A 22342-nucleotide genomic window follows, 5' to 3' on the forward strand; every position below is an offset into this window, starting at 1 on the left:
GCGCTCCGCGCATCCGCCCGATGTCGGAAATATCGATATGAACAGGTTGGAACCCCGCCTTTGTTCGATCCTCGGCGGAAGTTGGGCGAGTTTGGTCGATTATCACTCTTGATTTGCCGCATCGGTGATCTTATTGTCGCGGCATGACCCCCCTGCCGGGCTCCGCCGGCGACGTGCTGACGCTGATCAGCGCGGGCTCCGCGACCACCCGTTCCGATCTGGCGAAGCTGACCGGCCTGGCCAGATCCACGATCTCCCAGCGCGTCGACGCGCTGATCGAACGCGGGCTGGTCGAGGAGACCGAGAGCGGCGAGTCCACCGGCGGAAGGCCGCCGCGCCAGCTGCGCCTGCACACCGAGGAGCACGCCTTCGCCGGCGTGGACCTCGGCGCCACGCACTGCCGGGTCGCGCTGATGGACATCTCGGGCGAGGTGCTGGCCGAGTGCGAGGACGGGCTGCTGATCGGGGAGGGCCCGGAGACGGTGCTCGCCCACGTGGACCAGCGGCTCGACCACCTGCTCGACCGGGTCGGACGGCCCCGCGCGGCGCTGCGGGCCATCGGGATCGGCGTGCCGGGCCCGGTGGAGTTCGCCACGGGACGGCCGAACAACCCGCCGATCATGCCGGGCTGGAACGACTACCCCGTCCCCGAGTACTTCGGCGGCGTCGAGGTCCTGGTGGACAACGACGTCAACGTGATGGCCCTGGGCGAGCACCGCAACGCCTTCCCGGGCGCCAGTCACCTGCTGTTCGTCAAGGTCGGCACCGGCATCGGCTGCGGCATCATCGCCGAGGGCACGCTCCACCGGGGCGCCCAGGGCTCGGCCGGCGACATCGGGCACATCCGGGTCAGCGGCCACGACGACGCCGGCTGCCGGTGCGGCAACAGCGCCTGCCTCGAAGCCGTGGCCGGTGGGGCCGCGATCGCGCGGCGCCTCAGCGAGCTCGGCCTGTCCGCCGAGTCGGGAGGCGACGTGGTGGCGCTCGTCCAGGCGGGCGACACGCAGGCGCTGCGCCTGGTCAGGGAGGCCGGCCGGCTGATCGGCGAGGTGCTGGCCGGCCTGGTCAACTTCTTCAACCCCGAGGTCATCGTCATCGGCGGCGCGCTGTCGCGGGTGCACGAGCATCTGCTGGCCGGGATCAGGGAGACGGTCTACCGCAGATCGCTGCCGCTGGCCACGCACCATCTGTCCATCACGCCGAGCCGTACCGGCATCAACGCCGCCGCGCTCGGCGCCGGAATCCTAGCGATCGAGCACTACCTGTCACCCGACAACATCAACCGCATCGTCAACGCCTGAAAGGGACTCCGATGCTGGTCATGAAGGGCATCGTCAAGCAGTTCCCCGGCGTGCGCGCGCTGGACGGGGTCGATCTGGACGTACGCGCGGGCGAGGTGCACTGCCTGCTCGGCCAGAACGGCGCCGGTAAATCCACCCTGATCAAAGTGCTCGCCGGAGTTCACCAGCCGGACGAGGGCACCATTTTGTTCAACGGGAGCGAAGTACGTCCCGGGAGCCCCATCGACGCCATCAAACTCGGCTTCGCCACCATCTACCAGGAACTCGACCTGGTCGACGGGCTCACCGTGGCCGAGAACATCTTCCTCGGCCACGAGCACGCCCGCCTGGGCTTCGTCAACAGAGGCGAGGGCCGGCGCGCCGCGCGCGAGGTGCTCGAACGCCTGGGCCATCCGGAGATCCGTCCGTCGGCCGAGGTCGGGCGGCTGTCGCCGGCGGCCAAGCAGGTCGTCTCGATGGCCCGCGCGCTCTCGCACGACGCGCGCCTGATCATCATGGACGAGCCGTCCGCCGCCCTCGCGCACGACGAGGTGGCCAACCTCTTCCGCATCATCCGCGAGCTCACCGCCCAGGGTGTGGCCGTGGTCTACATCTCCCACCGCCTGGAGGAGATCCGCGAGATCGGCGACCGCGTCACGGTGCTGAAGGACGGCCGCACGGTCGCCGTCGGCCTGTCCGCCAGCGAGACCCCGACCACGCAGATCGTCTCCCTGATGACGGGCCGGAACGTCGAGTACGTCTTCCCGCCCAGAGGCGGCCGTGAGCCGGGCGAGGAGGTCCTCCGCGTGGAGAACCTCACCTCGCCGGGCGTCTTCGCCGACGTCTCCTTCTCGGTGCGGGCGGGCGAGATCGTCGGCCTGGCCGGGCTCGTCGGCTCGGGCCGCTCGGAGATCCTCGAAGCCGTGTACGGCGCCCGCCCCGCCTCGGGCCGCGTCCTGCTCGAAGGCCGCCAGGCACGCCGCGGCGTCGTCGGCACGGTCAAGCGCGGCATGGGCCTGGCCCCCGAGGAACGCAAGGCCCAGGCCCTGCTCCTCGACCAGAGCGTGACGGCCAACATCACGCTGGGCACCCTGCCGGGCTTCTCCAAGTTCGGCTGGATCGACCGCAAGCGCGAGCTGGACGAGGCCAAGCGCCTGTCCGAACTGCTCGACATCCGGCCACCCGACCCGGAACGCCCGATCCGCACCCTCTCCGGCGGCAACCAGCAGAAGGCGGTGCTCGCCCGCTGGCTGCTCGGCGGCACCAAGCTGCTCCTGCTGGACGAGCCGACCAGAGGCGTGGACGTGGGCGCCAGGGCCGAGCTGTACGCGGTCATCCACGACCTGGCCGAGCAGGGCATCGGTGTGCTCCTGGTCTCCAGCGAGGTGCCCGAGGTGCTCGGCCTGGCGGACCGGGTGCTGGTGCTGCGCGAAGGGACCGTCATCCACGAGGGCGAGGCCGAAGGGCTGGACGAGCACCGCGTACTGGACATGATCATGAATGGGAGGGCGGCGTGATGAGCGAGCCCACGACGGACCGGCCCCCGGGGAAGACGGCCGCCCTGTCACTGCCGTCGATCCGCGGCGTCGGAGAGATGCGCCACCTCGGCCTGTTCGGCGCGCTGGCGCTGCTGGTCGTGGTCGGGTTGATCACCCGGCCGGACAACTTCGCGACCGCCTCCAACCTGGTCAGCATCCTGTCGCTGGCGGCCACCATCGGCGTGATCACGGTCGGCGCCACGTTCGTCATCATCGGCGGCGGCATCGACCTGTCGGTGGGCGCGGTCATGGCGCTGGCCTCGGTCTGGGCGACGACACTGGCCACGCAGTCGTACGGGCCGGTGGTGATGGCGATCTGCGCGATCCTCGTCGGCACCGGGGCGGGGCTGGTCAACGGCATACTGATCGCCTACGGGCGGCTGGTGCCGTTCATCGCCACGCTGGCCATGCTGGTGGCCGCCCGCGGGCTGGCGCAGCGCATGTCCGACCGCAAGACGCAGCTGATCCAGTCCGACAACGCCGCCCTCGTGGACCTGTCGACCACCCGCGTGGCCGGCATCCCGCTGCTGGTCTACGTCTTCGCCCTCGTCGTGGTGCTCGGATGGGTGCTGCTCAACCGCACGACGTTCGGGCGGCGCACGTACGCGGTCGGCGGCAACCCCGAGGCGGCCCGCCTGGCCGGCATCGACGTGCGCAGGCACACGATGCTGCTCTACGCCCTGTCCGGGTTGTGCTGCGGCATCGCGGCCATCCTGATCATGGCGCGCACCACGACGGGCTCGTCCACCCACGGCGACCTGTACGAGCTGGACGCGATCGCCGCGGTGATCATCGGCGGCACGCTGCTCACCGGAGGGCGAGGCACGATCATGGGCTCCATCCTGGGCCTGCTGATCTTCACCCTCATCACCAACCTGTTCATCCTCAACGGCCTCAACACCAGCGACCAGCTGATCGCCAAGGGCCTGATCATCGTCGTCGCCGTCCTTCTCCAGCGGCGGAACTTGAAGGAGAGAGCACCATGAGTGACAACGTCGCCCGCAGGGGATTCCTCGTCGGCGGTCTCGGCGGAGCCGTTCTCTTAGCGTCCGGCTGCACCAGCAACGAGCCCGCGGCCGCTCCGTCGAGCGCGGCCCCGGCGCCGGCCCAGGCGACCGGCGGCAACGACCAGCCGGGCACCAAGGTCGTGATCGGATTCTCGGCCCCGGCCGCCGACCACGGCTGGATCGCGGCCATCGCCAAGAACGCCGAGAGTGCCGCCAAGCAGTACTCCGACATCGAGTTCAAGCCCGTCGAGCCCACCAACGACATCAACCAGCAGATCTCCGCGGTCGAGTCGCTGATCGCGGCCAAGGTGAACGCGCTGGTGATCCTGCCCAACGACGGCCAGCAGCTCAACCAGGTCGCGCTGCAGGCCACCGAGGCGGGCATCCCGGTGATCAACCTTGACCGCATCTTCCCCGACAAGCTCGCCTACCGGACCTGGATCGGCGGCGACAACTACGGCATGGGCGTGGCCGCCGGCCACTACATCGGCACGGAGCTCAAGAGCAAGAACGTGTCGAACCCCGTGATCGTGGAGATCCAGGGCATTGCCACGCTGCCCCTGACCCAGGACCGCAGCAAGGGCTTCGCCGACGCGCTCAAGACCTACGGGTTCAAGGTCACGGCTCAGCAGGACGCCCAGTTCACCGTCGAGACCGGCAACGAGGTGGCCACCTCGCTGCTGCAGGCGCACAAGAAGATCGACGCGCTCTGGAACCACGACGACGACCAGGGCGTGGGCGTGCTCGCCGCGATCAAGGAGGCCAGCCGCGACGAGTTCATCATGGTCGGCGGGGCCGGCTCGCTGAACGCGATGAAGGAGATCCAGTCGGGCTCGTCCGTGCTCAAGGCGACGGTCACGTACAGCCCGACCATGGCCTCCTCGGCGATCAAGCTGGCGCGTCTGATAGCACAGGGGAAGGGCATGAGTGATCTGGTGGAGAACCAGGTTCCCCAGTCGATCACACTCGCGTCCGAGACCATCACCAAGGACAACGTCGAGAAGTACCTGGCGCTCGGCTTCGAATCCTGATCCTGATCGGGGGTTGCATGTCAGACAGAACCACCATCGGCGTGGGCATGGTCGGCTACGCCTTCATGGGCCGTGTCCATTCCCAAGCCTGGCGTAGTGTGGGCGCCTTCTTCGACCTGCCGCTGGCACCGCGCATGGCGGTGCTCTCCGGCAGATCCAAGGAGCGCACCGAGGCGGCCGCCGCGCAGCTCGGCTGGGACGACGTCGAGACCGACTGGAGAGAGCTGGTCAAGCGCGACGACGTGCAGATCGTGGACATCTGCACGCCGGGCGACTCTCACGCCGAGATCGCCATCGCCGCGTTGCAGGCCGGCAAGCACGTCCTCTGCGAGAAGCCGCTGGCCAACACCGTGGCCGAGGCCGAGGCCATGGTGGCGGCCGCCGCCGCGGCGCCGGGCAAGAGCATGGTGGCCTTCAACTACCGGCGGGTGCCCGCGATCGCGCTCGCCCGCCGGTACGTCGAGCAGGGCCGGATCGGCGAGATCAGGCACGTACGCGCCGCGTACCTGCAGGACTGGATCGTCGATCCCGAGTTCCCGCTGGTCTGGCGGCTGCAGAAGGACAAGGCGGGCGCCGGCGCGCTCGGCGACATCGGCTCGCACATCGTCGACGCCGCCCAGTTCATCACCGGCCAGAACGTGGTGGGCGTGTCCGCGCTGACGGAGACGTTCATCAAGGACCGGCCGCTGGCGGCGGAGTCGGCCGGGCTGGGAGCCACCGGCTCCTCGGCCCGGGGCACCGTCACCGTCGACGACGCCGCGCTGTTCATCGGCCGGCTGTCGGGCGGCGCGGTGGCCTCGTTCGAGGCCACCCGCTTCGCCTACGGGCGCAAGAACGCGATGCGCATCGAGATCAACGGCTCGCGCGGCAGCCTGGCCTTCGACTTCGAGGCGATGAACGAGCTCTGGTACAGCGCCGACGGCGGCGGCTTCGAGCGCATCCTGGTCACCGAGCCCGACCACCCGTACGTCGGCGCCTGGTGGCCGCCCGGCCACGGCCTCGGCTACGAGCACACGTTCACCCACGAGATCAAGGACTTCCTGGAAGCGGTCGCCACCGGAGCCGACCCGACGCCCTCGTTCGCCGACGGGCTGCGGGTGCAGCGGGTACTGGAGGCGGTCGAGCGCAGCGCGGCTGAGGGCAGCCGCTACACGAACGTGGAGGACTGATGAGACCCGTCACACTGTTCACCGGACAGTGGGCCGACCTGCCCTTCGAGGAGGTCTGCCGGCTGGCCGCCGAATGGGGCTACGACGGCCTGGAGATCGCCTGCTCGGGCGACCACTTCGACGTGGCCCAGGCCGTGTCGGACCCGTCGTACGTGGAGCAGAAGCGCGCACAGCTGGACAAGCATGGCCTGAAGGTATGGACGATCTCCAACCACCTCGTGGGCCAGGCCGTCTGCGACCATCCCATCGACGAGCGGCACAAGGCCATCCTGCCCGCGCGCATCTGGGGCTCGGGCGATCCCGAGTCCGTGCGCCAGGCGGCGGCCGAGGACCTGAAGAACACCGCCCGCGCCGCCGCGCTGCTCGGCGTGGACACCGTGGTGGGCTTCACCGGGTCGTCGATCTGGCACACGGTCGCGATGTTCCCGCCGGTGCCCGCCTCCATGGTGGAGGCCGGCTACCAGGACTTCGCCGACCGCTGGAACCCGATCCTCGACGTCTTCGACGAGGTCGGGGTGCGGTTCGCGCACGAGGTGCACCCGAGCGAGATCGCCTACGACTACCACACCACCGTGCGCACCCTGGAGGCCATCGGCCACCGGCCGGCGTTCGGCCTCAACTGGGACCCCTCGCACATGGTGTGGCAGGACATCGACCCGGTCGGGTTCATCCTCGACTTCAAGGACCGCATCTACCACGTGGACTGCAAGGACACGCGGGTCCGGGTCGGCGACGGCCGCAAGGGCCGCCTGTCCTCGCACCTGCCGTGGGCGGACATGCGCCGAGGCTGGGACTTCGTCTCGACCGGCCGCGGCGACGTGCCGTGGGAGGACTGCTTCAGGGCACTGAACTCGATCGGGTACGAAGGGCCGATCTCGATCGAGTGGGAGGACGCGGGGATGGACCGGCTGGACGGGGCCAAGGAGGCGCTGTCCTACATCCGCACCCTCAACGCCATCACCCCACCGACCACCGCCTTCGACGCGGCCTTCTCCACCACGTAAACGGCTGTTTCCGCGCCCCTCGGCCCCTCGGGCCGGGGGCATGCCTTTCTGCTTATCCTTTCACCGCCGCCACGGCAATGAAAGGATACGCGTTATCCTTTCACGCTCGGGGTCGGCGTGAAAGGATAACGCCGTGGCGGAGTATCGTGAAGCGTCGTGGTCCGCGGCGTGGGACGCCCCGAGCAAGCGAGACCGGCGCGGGGGCACCTATCGCCCTTACGTGCCCGACCAGCTGACAGGCGGAACCGTCGCCGTGTCGCCGGAGGTCGCCAGGGAGGCGGCGCAGGCGGAAAGTCTGGTGCGACAGCTCGCCGCGCACTCCGCCGGCCACGGGCTGGAGGGCCTCGCCCGGTTCCTTCTCCGGTCGGAGGCCATCGCCTCCTCGCGGATCGAAGGGCTTCAGACCTCCCCGCAGCAGGTGGCCCTGGCTGAGCTGGCCACTCATGAGACGGGGGTGTCCAAGGGGTTCACCACCACGGCCGCTCTGGTCGCCAACAATGTGACGACCCTCCGGCGGGCGGTCACCGATCTCGTGAACGTCGAGACGGTGGCGACGGCGGACATCGTCGCGCTGCACACCGTCCTCCTTCCCGACGAGAAGCATCACGGACTGCGCGAGGTGCAGAACTGGGTGGGTGGCGGCAACTGGCATCCGCTGGACGCCGAGTTCGTCCCTCCGCCGCCTGAGCTGGTGCGGTCGCTGATGGACGATCTCGTGTCGTACATCAACACGGCGGAACACGCTCCGCTCGTCCAGGCGGCGCTGGCGCACGCGCAGTTCGAGACGATCCACCCGTTCACCGACGGCAACGGCAGGGTGGGCAGGGCGCTGGTGCACACGATTCTCACCCGGCGCGGGCTGACGCCCCATGCGATCCTGCCGATCAGCCTCGTGCTGCTCACCCGGTCGGACGCCTACATCGACGGGCTCACCGCGTACCGGCATGGGAAGGCCCCTCGTTCGGCCGAAGCACAGCGCGGGACGGACGCGTGGCTGCGGGTGTTTCTCGCGGCCGCGAACACCGCTGTCGAGCAGGCCAGGAGATTCGCCGACGAGCTCGACGAACTGAACGCCGAGTGGGTGCGACGGCATCACCGATACCGGGAGTCGCAAGGGGCGCGACCGGTGCCCAGGGCCGACTCGGCCGTCGCGCGACTGCTGCACCTTCTCCCCGCCGCGCCGCTCCTGACCGCACGCACCGTGCAGTGCCTGCTCTCGGTGACGCACCCGGCCGCCAGGCAGGCGCTGGAGGAACTCGCCGGGGCGGGCATCCTGCACCCCAAGCAGGTCGAGAGGAATACGCGGGGGTACTTGGCGCGTGAGGTCTTCGACCTGCTCACGCTGACGGAGCGCCGCTTGGCCAGCACACGCTGGGACACCCGCGAATCGCCGCCGGGCCGCATCGTTCCCGCCCGGCCACAGAAGTGACGACTATCCTTTCACCACCGCCACGGCGATGAAAGGATAGTCGTTATCCTTTCACGCTCGGGGGCGGCGTGAAAGGATAACGGCTGGCTTTTGGGGCATTTGCCCGGTCAGTCCATGATGACGATCTGGCGCAGGACCTCGCCGCCGCGCAGGGCCGCTACGGCGTCGTTGAGGTCGGCGAGGCGGATGCGGGCGCTGATCATGGACTCCAGGTCGAGCAGGCCGGTCTTGTGCAGCTTGGCGAAGTACGGGAAGTCGTGGCGGACGTCGGCCTCGCCGTACAGGCTGGACAGCAGGTTCTTGCCCTCGAAGAGGAGGCTGAAGGCCGAGATCGACACCATGTCGTCCATCGCGCCCGCCCCGACCACGATGACGTCGCCGCCCGCCCGGGTGAGCTGCCAGGCGCTCTGGATCGTGGCCGACTTGCCGACCACCTCGAAGCCGTAGTCGAAGCCCCCGCCGCCGGTGAGCTCGCTCAGCGCCTCCGGGACCTGCTCCGGGGTGACCGCGTGCGTCGCCCCGACCTTCTTGGCGAGCGCGTGCTTGGACTCCAGCGGGTCCACCGCGAGGATCGTCCTGGCGCCGGAGACGCGGGCGCCCTGGATGACGGACAGGCCGACGCCGCCGCAGCCGATCACCACGACCGTGGAGCCGGGGCGCACCTTCGCGGTGTTGATCGCGGCGCCCACGCCGGTCGTGATGCCGCAGCCGATCAGGGCCGCCGCCTCCCAGGACACGTCCTCGTCGATCTTGATCGCGCCCTGCCAGGGCACGATGATCTCTTCCGCCCAGGTGCCGCACCCGGCCATCCCGAACACCGTCGCGTCGTCGCCGCCGAGGCGGAAGTTGCCCTTGGAGAAGGACTCGATGACGTACTTCATGCACAGGTACGGCTGCCCGCCCACGCACAGCTCGCACTCCTGGCAGGCCGGCCGCCAGGAGATGACCACGTGGTCGCCGGGTTTGACCGAGCTGACGTGCTCGCCCACCTCGACCACCTCGCCGGCGCCCTCGTGGCCCGGGATGAGCGGCACGGGTTGCGGCAGCACGCCGGTCATGGCCGACAGGTCCGAGTGGCAGACGCCCGTGGCTCTGATCCGTACGCGTACGTCGGTCGGCCCGACCGGGGCCAGGGTGACGTCATCGCGGATGTCGAGCTTGTCGTTGCCTACGGCGTGCAGGATCGCGGCGCGCATGGGGTTCCTCCTCGTGCCTGGGCTATTCCTCGAGGGACAGAGCGGCTTTCGGGCAGGACCTGACCGCGTGGCGGACGCGGTCCTGCGACTCGGGGGGTGGTTCCGGGAGCAGGATGTGCAGCTGGTCGTCGTCGTCCAGCTCGAACACCTCCGGTGCGAGCCCCGTGCACACGGCGTTGGCTTCGCAGACCAGCTCGTCCAGCTTGACCTTCATGTGAGCCTCCTGTGATCCCATGAGACCACTTTGGTGCGCTCGACGACGTACGCAACCCGTTTGAGCCCGGTTTTCTCGACGTACGGACGGAGCAGATCGTCCGGGACGCCGGGCGTCATCCTGCGGGCGATGGTCATGCCGATGTCCATGACGCGGTCGCGGTCGTCGACCCGGCCGGCGGTGCCGTACACCAGGACGCCGCGCAGCTGGTCGTAGTCGTCGCCGGTCTCGACCAGGCAGCTCACTCGGGGGTCGCGGGACAGGTTGCGGGTCTTCTGCGCCTTCGCATAGGTCCAGAAGGCGATGTCCCCGTCGGCGAGGCCGTAGAACATGGTCACGAGGTGCGGGGTGCCGTCTGCGTTGATGGTGGCCAGCTGCAGCTTCCGCGAGCTCTCCAGGAAGGCGGTGACGTCGTCGTCCGACATGGCGATGCGTGCGCGCTGATTCACCTGCCAAGTAGAACAGGTTGCAGAACGGCGCGGCAAGAGCTCGCCGGAATGTTATTCGGTTCGGCTAGGGTGCATGCCTATGTCGATGCCGTCAGAGCTGCTGCACGCGGCCAAGCACGCCAAGGGATTCATGCCGCAGGACGAGGGCCTGGCCCTGTTCGAGACGGCCTGCCGGTACGGCGAGCTCGGCCCCATCTGCGAGATCGGCACCTACTGCGGCAAGTCCGCCGTCTACCTCGGCGCGGCGGCCCGGCAGTGCGGCTCCGTGGTCGTCACCGTCGACCACCACCGCGGCTCCGAGGAGATCCAGCCGGGTTGGGCGCACCACGACCCGACGCTGGTCGACCCGCGCTTCGGCAAGATGGACTCCCTGCCGACGTTCAGGACCACGATCGCCGCGGCCGGCCTGGAGGACGAGGTGATCGCCGTCGTCGGGAAGTCGGAACGGGTCGCCGCGCTCTGGAGCACGCCGCTGGCCATGCTGTTCATCGACGGCGGCCACTCCGAGGAGCCGGTGACGCGCGACTACGAGGGCTGGGCCCCGCACGTCATGACGGGCGGGGCGCTGGTCTTCCACGACATCTATCCCGATCCGGCCGACGGCGGGCAGGCACCCTTCCAGGTCTATCGGCGGGCGCTGGCGTCCGGGGCGTTCGAGGAGGTGTCGGTGACGGGGTCGCTGCGGGTGCTGGAGCGGGTCGGGCCGGGCATCTGAGCTTCAGCGCGGCGTCAGCAGCGGTGGCGGCGGTTCCATGAGCGGCGGATCTGCGACTGCCAGCGCTGGAAGTCCTCGTGCGTGTGCGCCTCGTGCCCGAGCGCGATGAGCGCCTGGTCCGTCCACGCGGCCGCCTCCTCCGGGTCGGTCCCGGCCAGGATCGGCACGGCCCGCGCCACCTGGGCGGGCAGCTCTCCCGAACGCAGCCGCGCGGCGACCGCGAAGGCACACCCCTGGGCCAGGTACGCGCGGAACCCGTCGGCCCCCGCGTGCTCGGTCAGCCACCACAGCTCGTCGGCCTCGGCCCCGCCCGTGTACGTGGCCGCGAACCCGACCCCGCTCCACAGGTCGGCCCGCCGCGGCGCCGGGAATCCGCCGATCCGCGTGGCCGCGTCGTCGGGGGAGGCGCCGTCGTGGTACCACAGCAGCCGCCCGAGCCCCTGGTCGAAGACCGCGCAGTGGGCCCTGGTGAGCAGGTCGGGCATGGTCCGCTCGCCCACCAGGCGATCGGTCCTGGTCAGGGCGAGCTGGAAGCCGAACCCGTCCACCGCCAGCCAGCGCAGCAGCGGATGGGCCCGGCGCGCGCCCCACACCGGGCGCAGCCGGACGAGCGCGTACCCGCGGCCGGCACCCAGGTAGGCGGCGTGGCGGTGATGCTGGGCGGGGCCGGCCAGTAGCTCGTGAAGGCGCCGGCCCCGGGTCAGGGTGAGCAGGTCGAGTACGGTGCAGGCGGCGGCCGCTCCCTCGTAGCCGAAGGGCCGCTGCTCGTGCGGGATCTCCTCGATCTTCTCTGTCTCGCGTGACATCACCGCGTTGTAGCCGAAGACGTACGAGCTCTCGGCCTTCGTGAAGACCATCCGCGAAGGCCCGCCTCTGGACCGGAACCTGCGCCGGCCCAGATCGGATTCCAGCGGATCCTTGGCCAGGAACCTGCGCAATCCTCTGGCTCGCGACACCTGCGGCTCAGCCGCCGGATGGGTCCTGACCTGGTCCAAGAACGATGTTGTGCCCGTGTCGCCCACGCTTCCCCCGAAGACGCCTCGTACGGCCAGACACGAAGCTAGTAACCCCAATGCGCCGTTCGACGGCGGCGCACCGGTTGTCCCCGGCAAAGAACCGGCAAAAGCCCTTGTGCGCCGCTCAGAGACCCTCTTCGGCCGCCTGCGGCGGCACGCGTACGCCGGCGCACCCGCACACGTCAGGATCGAACACGGAGGTCCCGGCGATGTCGCGGAACAGCCCTGCCCCCGCCGAGTACCCGGCCAGCGCGTCGGCCGCGAGGACGGTCGCGGCGGCGGTGTAGCCGGAGCGCTCGTGCGGGAAGTGCTTGCGGTTGGCGAACTGCCAGCCGGTCCAGTACGAGCCGTCCTCGTGCCGCAGGTGCTGCATGTCCTGGAACAGTGTCAGCGCCCGTTCCCTGTCGCCCAGCGCGTCGAGCGCCAGCACCAGCTCGCACGTCTCGGCCCCCGTGACCCACGGCTGGTCGGAGACGCACCTGATGCCGAGGCCGGGCACCACGAACGTGGCCCACTCGCGGTCCAGCAGCTGTACCGCCTGCCGCCCGCGGACCGCGCCGCCGAGGACGGGGTAGTACCAGTCCATGGAGTAGCGGCTCTTGTCGGCGAACGCCTCGGGGTGGGCGGCCAGCACGTGCGCGAGCCGGTCGGCGGCCAGCTCCCAGTGCGGCTGCGGATCGCCCAGGTGGTCGGCGAGCAGCACGCCGCAGCGCAGCCCCTGGTGGATGGAGGAGCAGCCGGTGAGCAGCGCGTACGTCGATGGCCTGCCCCGCGCGTCCCGCTCCCAGACGATCTCGCCGCGCTCGGTCTGCAGCCCCGCCACGTAGTCGAGCGCGGCCTTGACCATCGGCCAGCTCTCCTCGGTGTGGCGCCGGTCGCCGGTGACGAGGTGGTGGTGCCACACCCCGGCGGCGACGTAGGCGGCGTGGTTGGTCTCGCCGCCCAGCTCCGTCGGCACGCCGCCGGCCAGCTTCATCGGCCAGGAGCCGTCGGGGCGCTGGTGGCGGGCCAGCCAGGCGTAGCCGCGGCGTACCGGCTCGGAAAGGCCCGCCACGGTCATCGCCATCAGGCACTCGACGTGGTTCCACGCGTCGACGTGGCCCTCGGGCCACGGCACGCCGCCGTCGTCCTGCTGGATCGCCGCGATGCTCAGCGCGGTCTTCACGACCTCCTCGCGGGAGATCATGGCTTGCGGACGTAGAGGACCACGCTCTTGCCGATGAGCGGATTGAGCAGGCTCTCGGCGATCCTGGTCGCGGCCGGGCGCTTCATGATGTCCCAGACCAGCAGCTCGTGGTACGCCTTCGCGAGCGGGTGCTCGTCGTTGTTGACCCCGACCGCGCACTTGATCCACCAGTAGGGGGCGTGCAGGCCGTGGGCGTGGTGGTGCGGGCCGATGGTGAACCCGATCGACTTGAGCTTGGCCGACAGTTCGGCCAGCGTGTAGATGCGCACGTGGCCGCCGGGGGCCGTGTGGTAGTCCTCGTCCAGCGCCCAGCAGATCCGCTCGGGCAGGAAGCTCGGCACGGTGATCGCGGCGGTGCCGCCCGGCTTGAGCACACGGAAGATCTCCCGCATGGCCGCCATGTCGTCGGGGATGTGCTCCAGCACCTCGGCCGCGATGACCCGGTCGAAGGAGCCGTCCTCGAACGGCATGTCGAGGGCGGTGCCCTGGACGATCTCGCCGGTGGCGCCCGCGGGCACCTCGCCCGCCTTGTCCATCGCCGCGAACATGGACGCCACGCCGTCGAGCTCCGACTGGTCCATGTCGAACGCGATCACGTCCGCGCCCCTGCGCAGCACCTCGAACGCGTGCCGGCCGCCGCCGCAGCCGAGGTCGAGCACGCGCACGCCGGGGCCCACGGGCAGCCGGGCGAAGTCCACGGTCAGCACTGGTCAGCCTCTCCTTTTGTGGTTCTCGATGGCCTCGTGGTACGCCTCGACGGTCTTCTTGGCCACGACGTGCCAGGTGTAGCGCTCCATGACCCGGTCGTATCCCGCCTGGCCCACCCGCTCGCGCTCCTCGGGCGAGTCCAGCAGGCGGCGCAGCGCCGCGGCCAGCTCCTCGGGGTCGCCGGGCGGCACCTGCACGGCCGCGTCGCCGACGACCTCGGGCAGCGCGCCCGTACGGCTGGCGACCAGGGGTGTGCCGCAGGCCATGTGCTCGACGGCCGGCAGCGAGAAGCCCTCGTACAACGAGGGCACGACCGAGATCTCGGAGGTGGCGATCAGCTCGCCGAGCTCGTCGTCGGAGATGCCGTGCACGAAACGCACCTGCTCCTGCAGCGACAGCTCCTGCACGAGCTGCTCCGTCGGGCCGCCAGGGGTGGGCCTGCTGACGACCGTGAGGTGCACCTCGCGCTCGGTGGCCAGCTTGGCCACGGCCCGCAGCAGCGTCGCGACGCCCTTCATGGGCGAGTCCGCGCTGGCCACGGCGACCATCGAGCCCTTGCGCTTCGGCTTGTCCGGGCGCGGGTGGAAGTAGCGGGTGTCCACGCCCAGCGGGATCAGGCGCATGTTGGCCTGCGGGACGTTGAAGTCGCGGTGGATGTCGGCCAGGGACGACTCGCTGACGGTCAGGATGGGGCTCAGCCGGGGTGCGACGCGGGACTGCATCTTCACGAAGCCGTACCAGCGGCGCATGGTCAGCTTCTTCGCGCCCTTGGCGGCTTCGAGCTCGATGCGCCGGTCCACGCTGATGGGGTGGTGGATGGTGCCGACCACGGGGAACAGCTTCTGGATGCCGAGCAGGCCGTAGCCGAGGGTCTGGTTGTCCTGGACGACGTCGAAGTCGCCGACGCGCTTCTTCAGCTCGCGGTGGGCGCGCAGGGTGAAGGTCAGCGGCTCGGGGAAGCCGGCCGTCCACATGGTGCCGACTTCCAGCCAGTCGATCCAGTCGCGGTATTCGTGCAGCTTCGGCGTTCTGAACGGGTCTTCGTCGCGGTAGAGGTCGAGACTGGGCACCTCCCGCAGGACGACGCCCTCGTCCAGCTCGGGATAGGGCTGACCGGAGAACACCTCGACGTGGTGGCCGAGCGCGACCAGTTCCCTGCTGAGATGGCGGAGATAGACCCCCTGGCCGCCGCAGGTGGGCTTGCTGCGGTAGGACAGAAGCGCGATCCGCAGCCTTCGCTCCACGGACACCCCTTTCGCCGCCGGTAAGGCCCTGAGGCGGGCGTGTACCGTGAAAGATGACCTTAGTCCGAGAAGGCTACCATTCGGTAGATCGGGTGGAATTGTTCACAACGGCCGCCACAGGCCGTGCGAACTGCGACGTTGCTGTAACCGAGCGTGGTTCGGTGGAACGTGTTCTATGTCGGTGGATGTGCTATCTAGGCGCTTAGCTGTACATTCCCGTCCCAAAGGGATGGGGTAGGCGAAAGTTGGAGGACCCCTTGGCCAGGCGCGCTCTGATCACCGGCATCACCGGCCAGGACGGTTCCTATCTGGCGGAGCACCTGCTGGAGCAGGGGTACGAGGTGTGGGGGCTGGTCAGAGGCCAGGCCAACCCGCGCGTGTCCCGGATGCGCAAGCTGCTCACCGAGGTCCGGGTGGTGCGCGGCGACCTGCTGGACCAGGGGTCGCTGATCTCGGCGGTGGAGCGGGTGCAGCCCGACGAGGTGTACAACCTGGGGGCGATCTCCTTCGTGCCCATGTCGTGGGAGCAGGCCGAGCTCACGGCCGAGGTGACCGGGATGGGCGTGCTGCGGATGCTCGAGGCGATCCGGGTGTGCTCGGGCGTGTCGCGGGGCGGGGCCGCCTCCGGACAGATCCGCTTTTATCAGGCTTCGTCCTCTGAGATGTTCGGTCAGGTCAGCGAGACGCCGCAGACCGAGCGCACCGCCTTCCACCCGCGCTCGCCGTACGGGGTGGCCAAGGCGTACGGGCACTTCCTGACCCAGAACTACCGCGAGTCGTACGGGATGTACGCCGTGTCCGGGATCCTGTTCAACCACGAGTCGCCGCGCCGCGGAGCCGAGTTCGTCACCAGGAAGGTCTCGCTCGGGGTGGCCCGCATCAAGCTTGGCCTCGCCACCGAGCTGCGGCTGGGGAACCTGGAGGCGCGGCGCGACTGGGGGTACGCCGGCGACTACGTCAAGGCCATGCACCTCATGCTGCGCGCCGGCAAGCCCGAGGACTACGTGATCGGCACCGGGCGGATGAAGTCGGTCAGGGAGCTGGTGGAGGCGGCCTTCACCGCCGCCGGGCTGGACTGGGAGCAGTATGTGGTGACCGACCAGGCGCTGCACCGGCCGGCCGAGGTCGACCTGCTGTGCGCCGATCCCAAGAAGGCGCGGGCGCAGCTGGGGTGGGAGCCGCGGGTGCCGTTCGACGAGCTGGTGGCGATGATGGTCGAAGCCGATCTGCGGCTGCTCACCGACGGCGGCGACCCGCACGACGAAGGTTCCTGGCCCTGATCGTCATGCCCTGTGCTGTTCCCGGACTGCGCTACTCCTGGGCGGCGCGGCGGTAGGCGCCAGGGGTGAGGCCGAAGCAGCGGGTGAACCAGCGCGTCAGATGGCTCTGGTCGGCGAAGCCCGTGGCCGCCGCCACCTCGCCGATCGGTTCGCCCGCGGCGATCAGCGCGCGGGCCCTCCTGAGGCGGAGCTGGCGCTGGTAGTCGCTGGGCGGCAGGCCGTACTCGGCGTGAAAGGCGCGGTAGACGGCGTAACGGCTGGCGCCGCACTCACGCGCCAGGTCGTCGATCGTCAGGTCGTCCATCGGACGATCGTGCAGCACCTGCCTGGCCCGCCTGGCCACCTTCGACGCGGCCCGCTTCCCGGCGTCTCCGGCCTTCTTGGTGGCCGCTCGTCCGACGATGCCCGCGACCGCGGCCGTCAGCAGCTCCTCGCGGCGCAGCGCCGTCGCCGTCGTGCCGCCGTCGAGCAGGGCCGCGTGCAGGGCGCGTAGTGCGTACGCCAGCGCTGGATCGTCCACCACGGGGGAGTCGAAGAGCGGCAGGCCCGTACGGCGGCCGGTCGCGTCCGCCAGCGCGTCGGCCACCAATTCCGGACCGAGGTGGACGATCCGGTAGGTGAAGCCGAGCGCGTCCGCGGCGTGGCCGTCGTGGGGGTCGTCCGGGTTGAAGGCCATGACCATGCCCGCCGCGCTCGTGTGCGCGGCGCCCCGGCAGCTGAACGACTGCGCGCCGGTCTCGGTCAGCCCGAACGAGTAGGTCTCGTGGCTGTGCCGGTGGTAGACGTGCCGCTCGAAGTGGGCGTGCATGGCCTCGATCGGCAGGTCGGGCGACCGCCAGTAGCGGGACCAGTCATGCGTCATGCCTCCATTCTCTATTGACAAGCAGAATTTTTACGTAAAAGATTGTTTTTGCGATGAGAGACGTCCTGTATCTGGAAGAGATCGAGCAGGCCGAGGCCCTGCTCAAGCCGCAGCGCGTGGAGGTGCTGCGGCAACTGGCCGAGCCGCGCACCTGCTCCGAGGTCGCCGAACGGCTCGGCCAGACGCCGCAGCGGGTCTATTACCACGTCAAACGGCTGGTCGAGGCCGGGCTGGTGGACCAGGTGTCCGAGCGCAGGGTGCGCGGCATCCACGAGGGCATCTACCAGGCCGGGGCGCGGTCGTACTGGCTGTCGCCGCGCCTGGTCGGCCGGATCGGGCTGCGCAAGGTTCGCGACGAGCTGAGCCTCGGCTATCTGCTCGACCTCATGGAGGAGGTCCAGGCCGACATCGCGGCCCTCGACAGGGCCGCGCCCGAGCTGCCGTCCATCGGAGTGTCCGGAGAGATCCGCGTACGTCCGGAGCAGCGGCAGGAGTTCCTGAACGACCTGCAGAGCACGTTGCAGGACCTTTTCACCCGGTACGGCGGCGCCGAGGGCGACGCCTTCAAACTGGCCGTCGCCTGCTACCCCCAGGCCGAGCCCGCACAAGGAGAACGAGACGATGACTGAGCCCCTGATCGTGCGTGCCAACATCCCGGCGCCCGTCGAGGAGGTGCGCCGGGCACTGGCCGACCCCGGCGTCCTGCGGATCTGGCTGGCCGAGCACGTGGAGGTGGAGCTGCCCGAGCGGTTCGCGTTCTGGGGGCGTACGACGCCGGAGGGCGACGCGCCGCACCAGCGGCTGCTGCACGCCGACGAGCGCACGCTGCGCTTCGCCTGGCTGCTCGACGGCGAGGAGACCACCACCGAGCTCACGCTGGCGCCGGACGAGACGGACGAACGGCGCACAGTGGTGACCGTGTCGCAGACGCACTTCGACTTCCAGGACGTCATCACCGGCAAGAGCATCCGGGGCGTGCTGCAGACGTACTGGTGCCAGGTGCTGACCATCCTCGGCGAGCACTTGGAGGGCCGCGAGCCCACGCCCATGCAGGACTTCACCTCGCCGGAGATGCGGGTCGAGGTCTCCATCGACGCCTCGCCCGAGGCGGTGTTCGAGTCGATCACCTCGTCGGAGACGGTGACGAAGTGGTTCGGCTATCCCATCGAGATCGAGCCGTTCGTGGGCGGCCGGTACGCGATGGGCGGCTTCGAGAACAACCCCGACCCCGCGAAGGTGCTGGAGCTCGAACCCGGCCGCAAGCTCAGCGTCGACTGGGGCGAGACCGGCGTCGGCACGTGGGAGCTGGAGGGGTCTGCGGGCAAGACGCGGCTGACGCTGGTGCAGAGCGGTTTCGACCAGTCGAATCCTCCGCACGCGGCGTGGGGCGGGTTCCTGTCGGGCCTCGCCGAGCTGCGGCGCTTCCACGAGGTGCCCGACTGGCGGCCGATCCTCCAGGCGTAGCCGCACGAGCGTTCAAGACCCGGCCGGGGGAGGCGCTGGAGGGTGGTGGCCATGCGTTTCGATACCAAGATCGCCATCGTGGTGCGCGCGGACCTGGCCGCCTGGCAACGACTCAACGTCACCGCCTTCCTCGCCGGCGGCCTGGCCGGCGGGGTCGCCGGGGTCGTCGGAGAGCCTTACCAGGACGCGTCGGGGAACACGTACCTGGCGTTGTTCCGGCAGCCCGTGCTGGTGTACGAGGGGGACCTGGAGGCGCTGCGCGGGGTCCGCGAGAAGGCGGTGGGGCGGGGGATGGACGTGGCCGTCTACATCGAGGAGATGTTCAAGACCGGTCATGACGAGGACAACCGGGCGGCTGTGGCGGGGGTTCCGGCCGAGGAGCTGGAGCTGGTGGGGGTGGCGGTGCACGGGGGGAGGAACGGGGTGGACAAGGTCATGAAGGGCCTCCGCCTGCACCCCTGACCTTCCGCGTCCGTCCTGGGCGGTGAGGAGGCTCGGGCGCCGCACTCGTCGGTCAATACACGAGCGGGACGAGCCGGTTGGTGCGGCGCTGGTAGGCCGTGTACTCCTCCCCGAAGGTGTCGATCAGCAGCCGCTCCTCCGACCGGATCCGCCACCCGTAAGCGGCGGACATCAGCGCGGCGACGACCACGAGAGCGATCCAGTTGCCGCCGCCCACGCAGTAGCCGGTCCAGACGAGCAGGCTGCCCGCGTACCCGGGGTGGCGGATCAGCCGATACGGCCCGGCGGTGACCACCCGCTGGTCGCCGGTGACGTGCAGGGTACGCGTGTAGAACCGGCCGAGCACGCTCATGCCCCAGGCCCGTAACCCGAGCCCGGCGGCCATCATCGCCAGCCCGATCCAGCGCACGCCCACGGGCATCCGCCCCACTCCGGCCAGGCCCAGAACGATGATCAGCACGATGGCCAGGTTGTAGGCGACGACCAGCAGCAACGTACTGCCCCGATCGGCGCCGCCACCGTCCGAGCTCGCGGCGCCGACCGTGTCACCCACGCATCTCAACCACCTGTCCCCTCTCATCTAGGCCCGAAGCGACGCAACTGACCACAGCCCACCAGCCAACGGATCCTTCATCCGCCCCTAATCTCGAACAGGTCTTCGTTATCCACAGAATCGCATTCGGCTCCTCCTCGCCCACCTCCGCCGGCGCATCCTTACGCCATGAACCAGCCAAGCCCCGGACACCCGCAAGAGACACCACCGTCGAGCACCAACCCCGGACCGCCGTCCCTGACCCGGCGCGCCGCCCGCATCACCCGCGCCGTACCCCAGGTCGTGGCCTGCCGCCAGACGGCGGCGCACATCTGGGGCCTGCAGGTCCTCCCCGCCCCCGAGGCCGACTGGCCCGTCGAGCTGATCGCCCCTGGCCACCTCGTGATCCCCGGTTGCGTCACCTACCTCGCGCCCCTCCCCGACGAAGACATCACCGACCACAAGGGCGTGCGGATCACCACCATGGAACGCACCGCCCTCGACTGCGCCCGCTGGCTGCCCCGCATGGAGGCCGTCGCCATCGTCGACCAGTTCGCCCGCAAGGGCATCGACCTGGCAGCCCTGTGGCATCGCCCGCTCAACAGCTGGCGCCTGCGCGACACGCTCAGTCTCGCCGACCGGGGAGCGGCCTCGCCGAGGGAGAGCTGGCTCAGGGTCCTCCTCATCGACGGCGGCCTCCCCAGACCCACCACGCAGATCCGGGTCGCGCTGGCCGAAGACCGGTTGGCCTATCTCGACATGGGCTGGGAGGAGTTCAAGGTCGCGGTCGAATACGACGGGCAGCAACACCACACCTCGGCCGCCGACCAGCAGCGCGACGCGGACCGCCGGGAGGAGCTGCGACGGCGCGGCTGGCGGGTGATCGCCGTCCGGCGCGACGTCATCCCCGGCCACATCGCCGACCTGCTGCACCACGTGGCCGACGCCCTGATCGAGCGCGGCTGGCGCCCGGGCCCACACGGCACCAACCGTATCCTCGGCCGCATCCGCGCGGCCCGCCGCAGCTCCCGCTTCCGCTTACCCACCCGCCCACCGCACCGGGGCACTCCACCCACCGGGCCACCAAGCCCACAGCCATCGCCGAACAACCAGAACCACCAACCCGAAACTCCACGCAGGCCGACCGCCGTGGGAAGGGCCACGCGATGGCGCTCATCCGATGCGCCGCCCGCCTCCAGCACTACCACCGATGCCACACCGACGTCCGATATGGCGGCTACGCAGCCCACATACCAGCGGCAATCCCGTCGCATGTGATCAGCATCGCCCTGTCGCCGTGACCATCGGCTGATGGTCACGAGGACTTTCCCCACCGTCAGCTGATGGTCACAGGAAGTTCCTTGATGCCGTTGATGAAGTTCGAGCGCAGTCGCCGTGCCTCGCCCGTCTGCCGCAGGCGGGGGCGGCGGCGGGCCAGCTGCTCGAACAGGATGCGGAGCTCCAGCTTGGCCAGGTGGTTGCCCAGGCAGAAGTGAGCGCCCCCACCACCGAAGCCGATGTGCGGGTTGGGGTCGCGGCCGATGTCGAAGGTCTCGCCGTCGGGGAAGACGGAGGCGTCGCGGTTGGCGGAGCCGTAGAAGACGACGACCTTGTCGTTCTCCTTGATCTCCTGCCCGCCCAGCACCTGGTCGGCCGTGGAGGTGCGACGGAAGAGGTTGACGGGGGAGACCCAGCGGACGATCTCGTCGGCGGCGGTCTTCGCCAGCGTGGGATCGGCGAGGAGGCGGTCCCACTGGTCGGGGTGCTCGAAGAGGGCGAGCATGCCGCCGGAGGCCGCGTTGCGGGTGGTCTCGTTGCCGGCGACCACCAAAAGGAGGATGAAAAGGTCGAACTCGTCCTCGCCGAGGGTCTCGCCGTTCTCGTTGGGCTGGAGGAGCTTGGTGACGATGTCGTTCTTCGGGTTCGCCCTGCGCTGCGCGGCGAGCTGGTTGGCGTACGCGTAGACCTCCATGGCGGCCCCCGACCCCTCTTCGGGGTTGGCGGCGTAGTCGGGGTCCTGTGCGCCGATCATCCGGTTCGACCAGTTGAACAGCTTGTCGCGGTCCGCCACGGGAGCGCCGAGGAGCTCGCAGATCACGTAGAGGGGCAGGGGTGCGGCGACTTCGGTGACGAAGTCGATCTCGCCGGTCAGCTTGTCGAGGAGGTCGTCACAGATGTCGCGGATGTGCTGTTCGAGCGCGCCGATCGTCCGCGGGGTGAAGCCCCGGTTGACCAGGGCGCGCCGCCTCGTGTGCTCGGGTGGGTCCTGGTTGAGCATCATGAGGCGCTGCAGCGCGATCTGGTCCTCTTCCAGGTCGTCGAAGAGGGCGAGCTTACGGTGCGAGGAGAAGAGATCGGAGTGCCGCGACACGTGTACGACATCGTCGTAGCGGGTCACGGCCCAGAACCCCGGCTCGCCCTCGTGCCAGTGGACGGGGGAGTTCGCGCGAAGCCAGGCCAGTTGGGCGTGGGGCGGTCCTGAAGTCGCGTAAAGGTCCCTGTCGACGAGGTCTATGCGCACGCGGGTTCACCTCTTGATCAAGCGCTTGGTATCGC

General features: G+C 69.7%; 23 protein-coding genes. 13 read left to right on the forward strand and 10 right to left on the reverse strand.

Translation table 11 applies throughout. The annotated features are described in order from the left end of the window. The first annotated feature begins 143 nt into the window (after positions 1-143). From OIE67_RS00370 to OIE67_RS00400, 7 genes are all read left to right on the forward strand, one after another. A complete protein-coding gene (locus OIE67_RS00370; RefSeq protein WP_106252228.1) occupies positions 144-1301 on the forward strand; it encodes an ROK family transcriptional regulator in 1158 nt (385 codons plus the stop codon). A gap of 11 nt (positions 1302-1312) precedes the next feature. After that, positions 1313-2797 carry a sugar ABC transporter ATP-binding protein gene (locus OIE67_RS00375; protein ID WP_219912441.1) on the forward strand — a complete coding sequence of 495 codons (1485 nt, stop codon included), beginning with the start codon at positions 1313-1315 and terminating at the stop codon, positions 2795-2797. Then, the gene (locus tag OIE67_RS00380; protein WP_106252229.1) at positions 2797-3804 is read left to right on the forward strand and encodes an ABC transporter permease; all 1008 of its coding nucleotides are present in this window, start codon (positions 2797-2799) and stop codon (positions 3802-3804) included. Before OIE67_RS00375 ends, OIE67_RS00380 begins: the two co-directional genes overlap by 1 nt. Continuing rightward, entirely contained in the window at positions 3801-4856 is a 1056-nt protein-coding gene (locus tag OIE67_RS00385; protein ID WP_326635524.1) for an ABC transporter substrate-binding protein, read from the forward strand. The genes OIE67_RS00380 and OIE67_RS00385 overlap by 4 nt, the downstream gene beginning before the upstream one ends. Before the next feature lie 17 nt (positions 4857-4873). Further along, positions 4874-6025, forward strand: a complete 1152-nt coding sequence (locus OIE67_RS00390) for a Gfo/Idh/MocA family protein (protein WP_106252232.1) — start codon at positions 4874-4876, stop codon at positions 6023-6025. Further along, positions 6022-7029 carry a sugar phosphate isomerase/epimerase family protein gene (locus OIE67_RS00395; protein ID WP_326645159.1) on the forward strand — a complete coding sequence of 336 codons (1008 nt, stop codon included), beginning with the start codon at positions 6022-6024 and terminating at the stop codon, positions 7027-7029. The genes OIE67_RS00390 and OIE67_RS00395 overlap by 4 nt, the downstream gene beginning before the upstream one ends. 133 nt (positions 7030-7162) lie before the next feature. Continuing rightward, complete coding sequence (locus OIE67_RS00400; RefSeq protein ID WP_326635526.1) at positions 7163-8458, forward strand: Fic family protein; 1296 nt, start codon at positions 7163-7165, stop codon at positions 8456-8458. 107 nt (positions 8459-8565) lie between these two features. On the opposite strand, the gene OIE67_RS00405 is transcribed toward OIE67_RS00400, so the two are convergent. Genes OIE67_RS00405 through OIE67_RS00415 form a run of 3 tightly spaced genes read right to left on the reverse strand, consistent with a single transcriptional unit; the run spans position 8566 to position 10317 of the window. Further along, positions 8566-9654 carry a Zn-dependent alcohol dehydrogenase gene (locus OIE67_RS00405; RefSeq protein WP_326635527.1) on the reverse strand — a complete coding sequence of 363 codons (1089 nt, stop codon included), beginning with the start codon at positions 9652-9654 and terminating at the stop codon, positions 8566-8568. A 22-nt stretch (positions 9655-9676) separates the two neighbouring features. Further along, complete coding sequence (locus OIE67_RS00410) at positions 9677-9868, reverse strand: ferredoxin (RefSeq protein ID WP_106252239.1); 192 nt, start codon at positions 9866-9868, stop codon at positions 9677-9679. Continuing rightward, entirely contained in the window at positions 9865-10317 is a 453-nt protein-coding gene (locus OIE67_RS00415) for a pyridoxamine 5'-phosphate oxidase family protein (protein ID WP_326635529.1), read from the reverse strand. The genes OIE67_RS00410 and OIE67_RS00415 overlap by 4 nt, the downstream gene beginning before the upstream one ends. An 85-nt stretch (positions 10318-10402) precedes the next feature. Here OIE67_RS00415 and OIE67_RS00420 point away from each other — a divergent pair, with 85 nt between their 5' ends. Further along, complete coding sequence (locus tag OIE67_RS00420) at positions 10403-11032, forward strand: class I SAM-dependent methyltransferase (RefSeq protein WP_326645161.1); 630 nt, start codon at positions 10403-10405, stop codon at positions 11030-11032. Positions 11033-11046: 14 nt separating this feature from the next. Here OIE67_RS00420 and OIE67_RS00425 read toward each other — a convergent pair whose 3' ends face one another. From OIE67_RS00425 to OIE67_RS00440, 4 genes are all read right to left on the reverse strand, one after another. After that, the gene (locus tag OIE67_RS00425; protein WP_326635530.1) at positions 11047-12027 is read right to left on the reverse strand and encodes a DUF1702 family protein; all 981 of its coding nucleotides are present in this window, start codon (positions 12025-12027) and stop codon (positions 11047-11049) included. 145 nt (positions 12028-12172) lie between these two features. Then, entirely contained in the window at positions 12173-13234 is a 1062-nt protein-coding gene (locus OIE67_RS00430; protein ID WP_326635531.1) for a prenyltransferase, read from the reverse strand. Then, on the reverse strand, positions 13231-13941 hold the full coding sequence (locus OIE67_RS00435) for a class I SAM-dependent methyltransferase (protein ID WP_326635532.1): 711 nt from the start codon (positions 13939-13941) through the stop codon (positions 13231-13233). The genes OIE67_RS00430 and OIE67_RS00435 overlap by 4 nt, the downstream gene beginning before the upstream one ends. Before the next feature lie 3 nt (positions 13942-13944). Further along, entirely contained in the window at positions 13945-15192 is a 1248-nt protein-coding gene (locus tag OIE67_RS00440) for a glycosyltransferase family 4 protein (RefSeq protein ID WP_326635534.1), read from the reverse strand. Positions 15193-15443: 251 nt separating this feature from the next. Between OIE67_RS00440 and OIE67_RS00445 the strand changes: the two genes are divergently transcribed. Further along, entirely contained in the window at positions 15444-16466 is a 1023-nt protein-coding gene (locus OIE67_RS00445; RefSeq protein WP_326635536.1) for a GDP-mannose 4,6-dehydratase, read from the forward strand. Between the two features lie 31 nt (positions 16467-16497). Here the strand turns inward: OIE67_RS00445 and OIE67_RS00450 are convergent, their stop codons facing one another. Next, positions 16498-17328: an AraC family transcriptional regulator gene (locus OIE67_RS00450; RefSeq protein WP_326635538.1), complete on the reverse strand. Its 831-nt coding sequence runs from the start codon at positions 17326-17328 to the stop codon at positions 16498-16500. A gap of 53 nt (positions 17329-17381) precedes the next feature. Here OIE67_RS00450 and OIE67_RS00455 point away from each other — a divergent pair, with 53 nt between their 5' ends. From OIE67_RS00455 to OIE67_RS00465, 3 genes are read left to right on the forward strand one after another with little or no spacing between them, the layout of a single operon-like run. Beyond that, the gene (locus OIE67_RS00455) at positions 17382-17957 is read left to right on the forward strand and encodes an ArsR/SmtB family transcription factor (protein WP_106252252.1); all 576 of its coding nucleotides are present in this window, start codon (positions 17382-17384) and stop codon (positions 17955-17957) included. Beyond that, positions 17950-18792, forward strand: coding sequence for an SRPBCC family protein (locus OIE67_RS00460; protein ID WP_326635541.1), 843 nt, complete (start codon positions 17950-17952; stop codon positions 18790-18792). Before OIE67_RS00455 ends, OIE67_RS00460 begins: the two co-directional genes overlap by 8 nt. Positions 18793-18843: 51 nt before the next feature. Beyond that, positions 18844-19254, forward strand: a complete 411-nt coding sequence (locus OIE67_RS00465; RefSeq protein ID WP_326635543.1) for a DUF2000 domain-containing protein — start codon at positions 18844-18846, stop codon at positions 19252-19254. A 52-nt stretch (positions 19255-19306) separates the two neighbouring features. On the opposite strand, the gene OIE67_RS00470 is transcribed toward OIE67_RS00465, so the two are convergent. Continuing rightward, on the reverse strand, positions 19307-19807 hold the full coding sequence (locus OIE67_RS00470; RefSeq protein ID WP_326635545.1) for a methyltransferase family protein: 501 nt from the start codon (positions 19805-19807) through the stop codon (positions 19307-19309). Positions 19808-19975: 168 nt separating this feature from the next. On the opposite strand from OIE67_RS00470, the gene OIE67_RS00475 reads away from it, so the two are divergent. Further along, positions 19976-21064 (forward strand): DUF559 domain-containing protein, encoded by a 1089-nt coding sequence (locus OIE67_RS00475; protein WP_326635547.1) that lies wholly within the window; start codon positions 19976-19978, stop codon positions 21062-21064. A 58-nt stretch (positions 21065-21122) separates the two neighbouring features. On the opposite strand, the gene OIE67_RS00480 is transcribed toward OIE67_RS00475, so the two are convergent. Then, positions 21123-22307: a cytochrome P450 gene (locus tag OIE67_RS00480; protein ID WP_326635548.1), complete on the reverse strand. Its 1185-nt coding sequence runs from the start codon at positions 22305-22307 to the stop codon at positions 21123-21125. Positions 22308-22342 lie beyond the last annotated feature (35 nt).

The organism is Nonomuraea fuscirosea (genome assembly GCF_035917475.1).
In the GTDB taxonomy this organism is placed as follows: domain Bacteria; phylum Actinomycetota; class Actinomycetes; order Streptosporangiales; family Streptosporangiaceae; genus Nonomuraea; species Nonomuraea fuscirosea.